Source organism: Deinococcus piscis (assembly GCF_014653275.1).
GTDB lineage: Bacteria > Deinococcota > Deinococci > Deinococcales > Deinococcaceae > Deinococcus > Deinococcus piscis.
This window is the reverse complement of the sequence record NZ_BNAL01000012.1, coordinates 54609-66206: the sequence shown is the minus strand read 5'-3', so window position 1 is coordinate 66206 and position 11598 is coordinate 54609. Positions and strand designations below refer to the sequence as shown.

Below are 11598 nucleotides of genomic sequence, written 5' to 3'. Positions count from 1 at the left end.
TGCTCGAAGCCAGCCTGACTCTGGCCTTCCACCGATACAACTTGTCACGTTGATGCAGCCACTACCAAGAAAAGGATTGGCCTTCAGAAGATACCATCTGCCACAAACCGAATTTCACGGTCTGGGCCGCTCTGCACGAGGCGCGGCAGGTCGTCGGGGTGTACGCGGCCCCCACGGCGGTAGCCGCCCAGCGTGCCTTTGTCATTGAGCAGGATGATGGGCTGTCCGCCTGGCGGTAGCTGTACGGTGCCTACTGGCGACCCTTCCGAGGTGATTTCGCCGCCTGGGGCGTCAGGGCCGTCCAGCCGTGCGCCCATGCGGTCCAGTTCACGAATGCGGTAGGTGGGCCCCAGCAGGGCGGGCTCGGCAGCTTCGCCGGTGGAGGCGGGAATCAGGCGAAGGTGCAGCGGTCCACCTGTTCCAGCCCTGACCCACCACGGCAGAAATTGTCGGCTGCGGACGGGCGCGAGCATGGGCTGCGCAGTGCCCAGCAATTGCCCGCGCCTGAGCTTCTGGCCCAGGCCGCCCTTGAGGTCGGTGCTGGCACTGTCCATGAAGGTGCTCGCTTCAAAACCGCTCTGAATGGCGAGGTAAGTCACCCGTCCCTGCCCACTGGGCCGGAAGCTCACGCGCTGCCCGGCCTGGACCGCAAAAGTGCTGTAGGGCGGCTGGGGCTGGCCATCCACCAGGGCGGTCAGGCCCAGCCCAGTGACCGCCAGCGAACAGTCACGCAGGGCGCTCAGCTCGGGACCACGCAGATGCAATTCCAGCAGGGGCGCGTCTGGGTGGTTGCCCAGCAGGTCATTGGCCAGGGCTGCCGCCTGCGGGTCCAGTGGCCCGGAGCGCACCAGCCCGAAGCGCCCTGCGCGGAAGCGGCCCCGGTCCATCACCAGGCTGAGCGCCCCAGGCTGACCCACCTCCAGGGCCGGGAACTGCGGAGCTTCGGGAAGCAGGTCCAGCGGCTCGATAGGAGGGAGCAGGGGCGCACCTGCTGGCTGCGGCACGAAGCGCACCCGGTCACCGGGCTGCACCAAGAAGGCAGGCTCACGGTGTGGGTCGTAGGCTGCTTGGAGGGTCCGGCCCAGCAGGTTCCACCCGCCCGGCGCTTCCACGGGATAGATGCCCGTCTGAGCGCCCGCTACAGCCAGCGAGTGCGGGGGCACCTTGGCCCGTGGTGAGGCGCGGCGGGGCAATTGCAGCTCTGGCGGCGTGGTTTCCATAAAGGGAAAGCCCGCCACGAACCCGAGCGCCCGCACCCGGTAAGTCTGGCTGCTGTGCCGCTGGGCCACCTCCTCCACGCTGAGGCCGCTGAATTCGGCGGCGGCACCGAGGTCTTCGCCGTCGTAGCAGACCGGAATCTCCACCAGTCGCCCGGTGCTGGCCGCGTCTCCAGGCGTCCAGGCCGCCAGCCACTCTGTCAGGGTGTCTGCGGGCAGGGCCTGTTCCTCGAACTCTACGTACAGCGACCCGTAGGCGGGCACCGCGTCCAGCAAGCCGGGAAGCCCACTGCTCAGCAGGGCTGCCGCCAGCGCGGGCAGCTGCGCAGGTTCAGTGTCCCGCCAGTAAACTGCCTGCACCGGCCCCGCCTCCCATCGCTCTGAGGGTCACGCCTTCCTCTGCCAGTTGCGCGCGGACAGCGCGGGCAATCTGCACCGCTTGTGGGTTGTCGCCGTGAATGCACAGCGTATCCACCTGCAACTCTATCGGCTGCCCTTCCAGGCTGGTCACCCGTCCCTGGGCCATCTCGGCGGCGCGCCGGGCGGCTTCCTGGGGGTCGTGAATGGAGCTGCCCGGCAGCGAGCGCGGGGCCAGCTGACCGCTGGCGATATAGGCCCGCTCAGGAAAAGCCTCGCGCCATACCGTCAGCTCCTGCGCCTGCGCCTGTTGCCTCAGCGCTTCACCTGCGGGGCCAGCCAGGGTGACCAGGCCCGCTTGCGGCACCAGTTCGCGCACGGCCCGGCAAAACGCTGCACCCGCCTGCGCGTCCTCATGAATGCGCATGTAGAGCGCTCCGTGGGCCTTGACATGTTGCAGCGGTGCACCGGCCAGCCCCAGAAAAGCCTGGAGCGCTCCGATCTGATACAGGGTGGCCGCGTAGATTTCGTCCGGGCTGAGGCTCATGGCCCGCCGGCCAAAGCCTTGCAGGTCCGGGTAGCCTGGGTGCGCACCGATGCCCAGGCCGTGCTGGACAGCTAACTGGACGGAACTGTGCAAGGTCACAGGGTCGCCCGCATGAAAGCCCAGCGCCAGGTTCACGCTGGTCAGTTCGGGGAAGAGTGCTTGGTCGTCGCCAGCGGTCCAGTTGCCGAAAGATTCACCGGCGTCAGCATTCAGGTCGGTCTGCATGGTAGAGCCCTCCTTTAAGTGGATTGGAAGGGCGTCATCATAGCAGGGGTGGCGGGTGGCCTCCGTGGGAGGCAGAGTCGGTGGACATAAACCCTGAGTGGACCCAGGGCCAAGTGGGCGCGTCGCCCAGCGGCCAGGCCTGGAAGACCCGCAAGGTGGCGGGTGTATCTGCCGCTCCCCGCACCTCGCCATGAATGCAAAAAGGGCCTTCAAGGCTGCGGGAGTTCAGAGGGGACGGCACGTGAGAAGACTGGACTTCAGGGCCGGGCTTGGGCCTGGCTGCCGGCCATTCCAGCCGGTAGACCCGCTGCTCAGCGTCCTGGGCCAGCAGCGTCTGACCACACTGCAGAATGCGGACGTTGCCCTGAAAGGGGCCAGCGCTGGGGCGCAGCAATCCGGGCGACGGCGCCGCAGGTGCGGCAAACCACTGCGCCTGCGCTGTTCTCTGCACCGGGCCTCTGGGTTCCAGGGGCCGCAGGCCATGCACCAGCAGCCGGTTGGGGGCTGCGCCGACCAACTGGCCCCACAGCTCAACCCGTGCGTGGGTAAGGCCGGGGCGCACTGGCCCGAGCAGCTCGGCCTGGCCGGTCACGGAGCGGAGCACCTGGCCCAGCGAGGGCGGATTCAGAGACTCTACTAAGCCCGAATCTTCCATATGGACCCGAGGTTCCACCTGCCCCAGCACCCGCACAGCGGCATTGAGTGGCAGCAGATGAAGTTGTCCGAGACAAACAGGCTGGTACATAAGGAGTCCTCGGCAAAGGTCGGCGCAGGAAAGTAGGCGCATGCCGCAGCACTCCGCTCCCCGGCAAGAAGCTGGGATGGCAGAGCGCGGGCAAAAGCTGAATGCGGTGGGGGGGAAGCCCCGGAGGCAGGGCGCACCGCATCTGAGCCCAAATGTGACAGAGGTCTGTCGCCTGAGTGTCGCACCCAGCTGGCTGGCCCTTCTTGCTCAAAAAATATGAGTCACAGGAGTGCATATTTGAGCCTGAACGGTCGCTGGCAGAGAGCGACTCTCAACGCTGGAAAGTGGCCCAGCTTGAAGCTGCTGCCTAAAAAGGTGGACCGCCTGCAAGCAGGGCCACTGTTGTACGCCGCGCAGCAGGCACTTTAATTTGCAGAACTTGGTTGTAGAGCGGCTCTAGGACAGCCGCTTGGGGCCAGCGGGAGCGCGGCCATGCACAGCGAAGCGTTCCAGGGTGGGCCGCATCCGCTGCGCGGTGCTGAGGAGGCTGTGCGCTTCCAGCTCACCCATGAACTCGGGCAGGGTCTGCTCCCAGAGGCTGAGCCAGCGGTCAAAATGTTCCGGGGTGGCTCCCAGATTCAAGTGGGCCTGGCCGGGGCGACCCTGATAGGTGCCCGGCCCGTGGGTGACGTTGCGCCAAAAGCCTTCAATTCGGGCGATGTGCACCGGCCAACCGGCTCCCGGAAAAGGACCGATGCGGCGTTCAAACACTGGCCCCAGCTCGGGGTCGGCGCAGACCCGGCGGTAGAATTCCCACAGCAAGGCCCGCAGCGCTTCGGCCCCGATGCGCTCGAACAAGGTGGCCTGACCGCCCTGAAGGGGAACCGTCACGGATGGACCACCAGAACTGTGAGAAGGTGCGCCTGCCCAGTCATGCAGGCGGCAGCATACCAGACGCTCCTCCAGAGCCGCAGCGAACCGCCTCAGCCCTGTTCGCTGCTCACGGCAGGCAGGCAGTAGCGCCAGAAGCGGAGCAGCGCGTGCATTTGGGCCGTAAACGTCTCAAAGTCCGACCCTTTGACCAGATAGGCGCTGGCGTGGCGGCGGTAAGCTTCCTGAATGTCTTCCTGCTCCTGCGAGTTGGACAGCACAATCACCGGAATCAGGCGGTAGACCGGATGCGCCTTGAGCACGTTCAGGATATCCAGCCCCGACTGCGGGGGCATGTGGATATCAAGCAGAATCAGACTGGGCGTCTGGTCCAGCGCTTCTAGGGTCTGCATTACCTCAGCGTTGCCTGGGCAGGCCCCGCCATGGCAGCTAAAGACTTCGACATCCTCCGCATACTGGCCCAGGACAGCGGTGGTCAGCTCAACATCGGTGGCGTCGTCGTCAATGATAAAAAACCGCAGCCGTGAAGACATGGGGGCCATTATGCCCTGTTTATATTTCAAGAATGCAGGCATGGCTGAGGTGCGGTGTGGGCCGTAGCTGTGCGCTGGCTTCAGGAAGCTTCGGCGGGCCTGGGCTGGTCCAGCTCCGTGCCCACGCTCCCCAGTGATGCCGATTGCAGGTCGGCCAAGAGCGTTTGCACCTGCGTCAGCCCCCCGGGAGCCAGCGCGTAGTCGGTCCAGCGACCCCGCTTGGTCGCGGTGACCAGCCCGGCAGCCACCAGCAACTTCATGTGGTGGCTGACTGTGGGCTGGGACAGGCCCAGATGTTCGGTCAGGTCGCACGCGCAGATACGGCCCGCAGGGGCGCAGGCTTCAGCCGGGGGCGCGGCCAGCAGGGCCAGCACCTTCAGGCGGCCAGGGTCGCCCAGCGCCCGGAACAGCTCGGCGGACTTACCAAAATCCATAAATCCATCTTGCCGCTGCGCTTCTGAGGGTGTCAATTTGCTCACTCGCGCCCGCTCCGCAGTTGCCGGGCTTCCTTGTCGCCTGCGTGGGCATGGGCGTGGGCCCAGGCAGCAGCAGCCTCTACGTCGTAGGATACGCGGCGAAACTGCACGTTCCAGCGTTCGCCCTCGCCCTCAAGCAGCAGCCAGCGGGCCTGCGGATTGCCGTCTTTTTGGCGGCTGACCGCGCCGCAGTTCACCAGTGTCAGGCCGCCGATTTGGCGCAGGTGTTCGCGGTGTGAGTGGCCGACCACCACCACGCGGGCCGCTTCTGCTGACGCGCCCAGCATGTCCAGCACCTCGGCGTCGGTGCGCCAGCGGCTGGCCTGCTTGTCCCATAGCAGATAGTCCCAGGCGCTGCTCGGCGTGCCGTGCCCGCAGACCACCGCGCCGCCCGCCAGTGTGACGTGCAGCGGCAGCCTACCGACGTGCGCGGGCGCTTCTGGGGGCAGCTGGCCGTGCAGCCACTGCAACATTTCCAGCTTCTCGGTGACCCCTTCAAGTGGTTCGGCCAGGCGCTCGTCGGTGTTGCCGCGCACTTCCTGCACGCCGTATTCCCTGCGGATATGCTGCTGAATTGCCCAGGCTCCTGCGGGGTCTGCGCCCCCGAAGAGGCCGTCGCCCAGATTGACCCAGGCGCCAGGACGCTGCGCTGCCATGTCTTCCAGCACGGCTTCCAGCGCGAAGCGGTTGCCGTGGACGTCTCCAAAAATCGCAATCTTCATCTTGCCTCCAGTGAAAGTCTCCAGGCCAGCGCCGCCAGTGTCACCAGCAGCACGGGCAGGGTCAGCATCAGCCCCACCTTGAAATACTGTCCCCAGCTGATGCGGACGCCCCCGCGCGACAGCACATGCAGCCACAGCAGCGTGGCGAGGCTACCGATAGGGGTAATTTTGGGGCCGAGGTCGTTGCCGACCACGTTGGCATAAATCATGCCCTGGCGCACCACGCCCGCCGCGCCGCTGTCGTCTATGGCAATTGCGCCAATCAGCACGCCCGGCAAGTTGTTCATCACGCTGGCAATCAGCGCAGTCAGGAAACCGGTGCCGATGGTGGCGGCCCATAGCCCCTGCGCCGCCAGCACGTCGAGCCAGCCGGAGAGCATCCCGGTCAGGCCAGCATTTCTGAGGCCGTACACCACCAGATACATGCCCAGCGAGAACACCACGATTTGCCACGGCGCACCGGCCAGCACCCTGCGCGTGTGGATGACTTGCCCGCGTGCAGCAGTGGCGTAGAGCAGCGCCGCCCCCAGCACCGCCACAGCACTGACGGGGAGGCCCAGCGGCTCGGCGGCGAAGTAGCCTGCCAGCAGCAGCGCCAGCACCCCCCAGCCCATCCGGAATACCTGGGGGTCGCGCACAGCCGCCTGCGGCGGTTCGAGCGCGGCCACGCTGTAGGTGCCGGGCAGGTCACGCCGGAACAGCAGGTACAGCGCCCCCAGCGAGGCCAGCACCGCAACCAGGTTGACCGGCACCATCACCGCCGCGTACTCCCCGAATCCCAGACCGAAAAAGTCCGCCGAGACGATGTTGACCAGGTTGGAGATGACCAGCGGCAGGCTGGCGGCGTCCGCGATAAAGCCGGTGGCCAGGATAAACGCCAGGGTGGCCGCAGGCGAAAAGCCCAGGGCGCTCAGCATCGCCAGGACAATCGGCGTCAGAATCAGCGCGGTGCCGTCGTTGGCAAAGAGGGCCGAGACAGCCGCACCCAGGAGGACGATCAGTGCAAACAGCCGGTGGCCGCTGCCGCCGCCCCAGCGGGCCACATGCAGCGCGGCCCAGCGGAAAAATCCGGCCTCGTCCAGCAGCAGTGAAATCACGATGAGTGCGATGAAGGTGGCTGTGGCATTCCAGACGATATTCCACACCGTGGGAATGTCGGAGGGGCTGACCACACCGCTCAGCAGCGCCAGGGCAGCGCCAAAAGCCGCGCTGTAGCCAATCCCCAGGCCGCCCGGCTGCCACCTGAGCCGGGGTTGCCAGATGACCAGGGTCAGCGTCAGCACAAAGATGGCGGCAGCAACAAGCACTGCCTCACTGCGCCTTCGTGGCGGGTGTCTCGGTGCGGCTGGGCGGCGCAGTCTGGCCTTCGTTCAGGGCCGCCGCGAAGCTTTGGAACTGCTCCTGCATCTGCCCGCGCACTTCGCGCCATAGCTCCAGGCTGCCGCCGCTGGGGTCGCGGAAAGGGTAGTGCCGGCGCTGGGTCTGGCCGGGGTAGATGGGGCAAGCGTCGTTCGCGCTGTCACAGACGGTAATGACATAGTCGAAGTTCTGAGGGTCCGGTACGTCGTGCAGGGTCTTGGAGGTGTGCTGGCTCAGGTCAATGCCCAGCTCGGCCATGACCACTTTGGCCGGTTCCTTGACGGACGTGGCCTCGGTGCCCGCAGAGTGAACGTCCAGTGCCAGCCCCAGCTCCTGTGCCGAGCGGCGCAGCAGGCCCTCGCCCATCTGTGAGCGCGCCGAGTTGTGGGTACACAGAATCAGCACGCGGGGCATCCGATTTCGCATAGATAGATTCATATCTATCTAACTATAGAGCTGGGAGGGCTGGTGTGTGCTCTGCCCCTCAGGAAGTCGCCGAGCAGCAGGTCAGCCGGGCGGCGTGGCGGTGGCTGTCCTCCTCCGCAGGCCAGACGATGCAGGCGCGGCCCGCCGCTTTGGCGCAGTACAGGCGCTCGTCAGCCAGACTGAGCAGGGCGCTGACCGTAGGTGGGGCCGCTTCACCCACACAGACGCTGCCCCCGCTGACGGTGAGGGACGGCAAGCCCGCCTGCGGTGAGCGGTACAGGTCTTCTTGCAGCTGTGCGGCGGCCTCGCGCGCTTCAGCGGCGGTGCGGCCCGCCAGCAGGATGACGAATTCTTCACCGCCCCAGCGCCCGGCCAAGTCACCGGGGCGGAGCAAGCGGCCCAGGGCCTGGGCGGTGTACTGCAGGGCATGGTCGCCCATCTGGTGTCCGTACTGGTCATTGATGCCCTTGAAGTTGTCGAGGTCCAGCAGCAGCAAGCAGCCGCCCGTGCGCTGGGTGCAGAGCCATTCTTTCAACCGCTGCTCGGTGGCGGAGCGGTTCAGCAGACCCGTCAGGCCGTCATGCTGCGCCATCCACTCCAGGATTTCGGCGCGGGCCCGCTCGTGGGTGATGCGTTCACCGTACTCGGTGCTCAGGAGCATCGCCAGCAGGCTGCCCAAGACCAGCAGGGTCAGAGCGTTGGCGGTGCCGGTCAGTAGAGCCACGCCCCACACGGCCAGATAGCTCCCAGCCGATAGGGTAACGGCGGTGCGGAAGGGAAGCAGGGCCAGGGCCAGGGCGGTAAAGATACCCACGCTCATCAGTTGACTTGGTTGCAGGGCCTGGTGCAGATGAACAGACTGCACCAGGCTCACCGCAATCCAGCTGCCCGCCAGGCCGATGGCGGCCATACGAATGGCCGCGAAATTGGGCTGGGGGCGCAGCGACATGACCAGCACCGCCACGCTGGTGACCATGCCTGCCGCAAGCATGCCGCCCAGCAGGCCGCCCACCTGCCCAACCGCTGCCAGATACGCCTGATAAGTGATCACGTGCAGAATCAGGGAAAAGACAGTCAGTACAGACACCAGGCGGCGGCGCTGCACTTCAGTTTTGGGCGGCGCTGCGGTTTCACGCTGCGCTGTGATTTTGATACCAGCTTTGTTTTGGGACAACGGGCTTCTCCTGTCCCCCCCATTCGCAAGAGTGTGCCCTACAGCGTCACTCCAAACCTGAACATACCCCGCCGCCGCCTTGAAGATTCACTTATTTGAGGGGGGTATTTCGCTGTTCAGGAGAGTGCTTTTGTGTCCTCGCTCAGGCTGGCGTGGTGGAGTCTCCTTCTTGCCGTCGCAGCAGCGCGGCAGGGTAGACGGCCAGCAGGTCCGCCAGTGGCACTGCTCCCCTGAAGGACCGGCGGGTCAGGACCTCTTCCCACTCACCGGCAGGCAGGGTCAGGGCCGTCTCGCCCCAGCCTCCTGCCCGCTCCAGCCCCAGCGGCAGCCGGGTGACGGCAGCCACCACGCCGCCCCGGCTCAGGGCGAAGGCGTGCTCAGCGTGCTCACCCTGCGCCCACAGGGGCTGATACTCGCCAAACAGCTCCGGCTGGTCGCGCCGCAGCCGCAGCGCCCGTGAGGTGAGCAGCAATTTGGCGTCACCGCGTGAATCTACTGGCGGCTGGCCCCCGGCGTGTCCAGGGTCCGCCGCGTCCAGGGCCCGCAGGCGCTCTGCCAGCTCGGCGTAGTCCACTGGGCGGCGGTTGTCGGGATCGACCAGTGCGGGGGACCAGACTTCAGACCCCTGATACACATCCGGCACGCCAGGCATGGTCAGTTGCAGCAGTTTCTGGGCTAGCGCATTGCTGTAGCCCGCGCTCTCGGTGCGGGCCACGAACTCGGCCAGCCGTGCCCGCTGACTTCCTTCAGTGAGCGCCCCTGCCAGCCGGGCCAGCCGCGTTTCAAACTCCGCGTTGTTGTCCAACCAAGAGGTCTGCATCCCGGCCTCGCGGGCGGCCTTGACGGCGTAGTCGCGGGCACGCTCGGCGCTCAGCGGCCAGGCTCCCACCACCGCTTGCAAGACCAGATTCAGCAGGGGGCCGTCCTGCACGTCGGCGCCCGTGCCGCGCAGGTCCTGCTGCACTGCCCGGACCAGCTCGGCCCACTCCTGCGGAAGCTCGGCCAGCACGGCGATGCGGGCCCGCACGCCTTCAGACCGCTTGGTGTCGTGGGTAGAAAGCGCGGTCAGGCCATGCGGCCATTCACGCTCCCGGCGAGCGAAAGCCTCGTGCGCCTGCTCCGGCGTGAGCGCGAACTGCGACGGGTCGCCGCCCACTTCGTTCAGCGAGGTGAGGCGGGTATAGCGGTAAAAAGCCGAGTCCTCTACCCCTTTCGCCATCACCATGCCCGACGTCTGCTGAAAGCGCTGTGCCGTTTCGCCCAGGTCCTGCGCCCACTTCGCCTCCAGGCCCAGCAGCGGCCCCAGCTCACGCAGGGCTAGTTCCAGGTCGGGGCGTCGGCGGGCTGCCTCTGCCAGCGCCGCCGCCAGGTACTCGCGGCCCTGCGGCAGGTAAGAGCGGTACACACCGAAACAGGCCAGCACTTCACTGAGGGCGTCCACAGTCAACGCGTGGTCCAGCGTCAGTCCCTCTTGCTCAGCGCTGCGGGCCAGGCGCTGCACCTCGGCGTGCAGGGTGGTGTCGGTCACGGCCCGTTTGGTGTCATGGATCAGGTCGTGCCAGTCGGGGGCCGCGCCGCCGCGCAGATCGGTGTCCAGGGCGGTCAGGGGCGCTTCGCCCGCCGGGTCGGTCAGCAGGCGGTCAATCTCACCCAGCGCGTCGTAGCCGGTGGTGCCCTGGGTGGCCCAGTCGCGGGGCAGCGCTTCGCCGGGTTCCAGAATCTTTTCCACCACGGTGTACACGCCGCCGCTGAGCTGCTGCAAATCCGCCAGGTAGCCGCCGGGGTCGCGCAGGCCGTCGGGGTGGTCAATCCGCAGGCCATCCACCAGCCCTTCGCGCACCCAGCGCAGAATCTCGGCGTGCGACTCCTCCAGTACCGCGCGGTCTTCTACCCGCACACCCGCCAGCGTGGCGATGGTAAAAAAGCGCCGGTAGTTCAGCTCGCTGTCGCCGCGCCGCCAGTCCATCAGGCGGTAGTGCTGCCGCCCATGCACGTCGCGGGGGTCATCGCCCTCCTGCCAGCTGCCGGGAGCCAGGGGAAACCGCTGCTCGTAGTAGCGCAGCTCGCCGTCCTCTATCCTCAGTTCTCCCAGGTCGTCCTCGCTGCCCAGCACCGGGAGCAGCAGCTTGCCGCCGCCCGCCGCCCAGTCAATGTCAAAAGCGTGGGCGTAGGGGGAGTCCTGACCTTCACGCAGCACCGACCACCACCAGGGATTGCGGGCGGGCTCGGCCACCCCCTGGTGGTTGGGCACGATGTCCACCATGACGCCCATGCCGCGCGCGTGGGCCTGCCGCGCCAGTTGCTCCAGCCCCTCTGCGCCCCCGCGCGCTGCGTCAATCACGCTGGGGTCGGCCACGTCGTAGCCGTGCTGTGACCCTTCGCCCGCTTGCAGGATGGGGGAGAGGTACACCCAGTCCGCCCCCAACTGGTGCAGGTACTCCAGCGTTTGGGCAGCGTGGCCCAGGTGGGCTCCGGGGGTCAGTTGCAGGCGGTAGGTCGAAGCTGGAATCTTCACCCACTCAGTCTGGAGCATGCTGGGGTGAGCTGCCAGCGCAGAAGTCTCAAGAGAAGTGGGAGGTCAGCGCCCCTTCTCATTGCCGCGCTTGAAATTGCCCGTGACCCGCGCCATCACCAATTGAGCGGCGTGCGTGTCCAGGCCTTCTATTTTTGTCAGAAACCGCTGGGCCTCCTGGCCTGCCAGGGTGGTCACAGGCTTCCCGTACCACGTCACGACCACACAGCCGTTTTTCTGTTGGCGGTAGTCGAAATGTCCATCCTGCAGCTCTCCACGTGCATCCTCTGGCATGGGCCGAGCCTACAGCGGGGAAATGGTCCAGGCAAAGGCCAAATCATCTGATTTGCTTGTACGCGACGCCTCCTTACGCAGTGTCTCGCTTCTCCCGGAGGCCAGCGGCTGCGCTGAGCGCTGCGTCCTCTTGGCTGCATCTCAGCGCCGCTAGAGATGCCGTAAAATAACGTGTACACG

The 11598-nt window shown here is 66.4% G+C and carries 12 protein-coding genes; all 12 read right to left on the bottom strand.

From position 1 onward, the window contains the following. Window positions 1-83: 83 nt before the first annotated feature. The 12 genes from IE158_RS06360 to IE158_RS06305 all read right to left on the bottom strand — a co-directional run bounded on the left by IE158_RS06360 (window position 84) and on the right by IE158_RS06305 (window position 11418). Window positions 84-1577 (bottom strand): 5-oxoprolinase subunit B/C family protein, encoded by a 1494-nt coding sequence (locus IE158_RS06360; RefSeq protein ID WP_189642824.1) that lies wholly within the window; start codon window positions 1575-1577, stop codon window positions 84-86. Further along, entirely contained in the window at window positions 1549-2346 is a 798-nt protein-coding gene (locus IE158_RS06355) for a LamB/YcsF family protein (RefSeq protein WP_189642823.1), read from the bottom strand. The genes IE158_RS06360 and IE158_RS06355 overlap by 29 nt, the downstream gene beginning before the upstream one ends. Window positions 2347-2383: 37 nt before the next feature. Further along, complete coding sequence (locus tag IE158_RS06350; protein WP_189642822.1) at window positions 2384-3091, bottom strand: hypothetical protein; 708 nt, start codon at window positions 3089-3091, stop codon at window positions 2384-2386. A 396-nt stretch (window positions 3092-3487) separates the two neighbouring features. Beyond that, window positions 3488-3922, bottom strand: coding sequence for a group III truncated hemoglobin (locus IE158_RS06345; protein WP_189642821.1), 435 nt, complete (start codon window positions 3920-3922; stop codon window positions 3488-3490). 92 nt (window positions 3923-4014) lie between these two features. Next, window positions 4015-4455 carry a response regulator gene (locus tag IE158_RS06340; RefSeq protein ID WP_229838949.1) on the bottom strand — a complete coding sequence of 147 codons (441 nt, stop codon included), beginning with the start codon at window positions 4453-4455 and terminating at the stop codon, window positions 4015-4017. A gap of 80 nt (window positions 4456-4535) precedes the next feature. Continuing rightward, window positions 4536-4889 (bottom strand): ArsR/SmtB family transcription factor, encoded by a 354-nt coding sequence (locus tag IE158_RS06335; protein WP_189642831.1) that lies wholly within the window; start codon window positions 4887-4889, stop codon window positions 4536-4538. A gap of 41 nt (window positions 4890-4930) precedes the next feature. Next, window positions 4931-5653: a metallophosphoesterase family protein gene (locus IE158_RS06330; protein WP_189642819.1), complete on the bottom strand. Its 723-nt coding sequence runs from the start codon at window positions 5651-5653 to the stop codon at window positions 4931-4933. Further along, on the bottom strand, window positions 5650-6960 hold the full coding sequence (locus IE158_RS06325) for an arsenic transporter (protein ID WP_189642818.1): 1311 nt from the start codon (window positions 6958-6960) through the stop codon (window positions 5650-5652). Before IE158_RS06325 ends, IE158_RS06330 begins: the two co-directional genes overlap by 4 nt. A 4-nt stretch (window positions 6961-6964) precedes the next feature. Further along, window positions 6965-7426 carry an arsenate reductase ArsC gene (locus tag IE158_RS06320; RefSeq protein WP_189642830.1) on the bottom strand — a complete coding sequence of 154 codons (462 nt, stop codon included), beginning with the start codon at window positions 7424-7426 and terminating at the stop codon, window positions 6965-6967. Window positions 7427-7496: 70 nt separating this feature from the next. Further along, window positions 7497-8612, bottom strand: a complete 1116-nt coding sequence (locus IE158_RS06315; protein WP_229838948.1) for a GGDEF domain-containing protein — start codon at window positions 8610-8612, stop codon at window positions 7497-7499. Window positions 8613-8754: 142 nt separating this feature from the next. Then, on the bottom strand, window positions 8755-11127 hold the full coding sequence (treY, locus tag IE158_RS06310; protein WP_189642817.1) for a malto-oligosyltrehalose synthase: 2373 nt from the start codon (window positions 11125-11127) through the stop codon (window positions 8755-8757). 63 nt (window positions 11128-11190) lie between these two features. Next, window positions 11191-11418 carry a hypothetical protein gene (locus tag IE158_RS06305; RefSeq protein ID WP_189642816.1) on the bottom strand — a complete coding sequence of 76 codons (228 nt, stop codon included), beginning with the start codon at window positions 11416-11418 and terminating at the stop codon, window positions 11191-11193. Window positions 11419-11598: the final 180 nt, after the last annotated feature.

Excerpts from the sequence above, each read along its gene's own strand:
- IE158_RS06355 (WP_189642823.1), bottom strand. The coding sequence starts at position 2,346 with ATGCAGACCGACCTGAATGCTGACGCCGGTGAATCTTTCGGCAACTGG.
- IE158_RS06350 (WP_189642822.1), bottom strand. The coding sequence starts at position 3,091 with ATGTACCAGCCTGTTTGTCTCGGACAACTTCATCTGCTGCCACTCAAT.
- IE158_RS06340 (WP_229838949.1), bottom strand. The coding sequence starts at position 4,455 with ATGTCTTCACGGCTGCGGTTTTTTATCATTGACGACGACGCCACCGAT.
- IE158_RS06335 (WP_189642831.1), bottom strand. The coding sequence starts at position 4,889 with ATGGATTTTGGTAAGTCCGCCGAGCTGTTCCGGGCGCTGGGCGACCCT.
- IE158_RS06330 (WP_189642819.1), bottom strand. The coding sequence starts at position 5,653 with ATGAAGATTGCGATTTTTGGAGACGTCCACGGCAACCGCTTCGCGCTG.
- IE158_RS06320 (WP_189642830.1), bottom strand. The coding sequence starts at position 7,426 with ATGCCCCGCGTGCTGATTCTGTGTACCCACAACTCGGCGCGCTCACAG.
- IE158_RS06305 (WP_189642816.1), bottom strand. The coding sequence starts at position 11,418 with ATGCCAGAGGATGCACGTGGAGAGCTGCAGGATGGACATTTCGACTAC.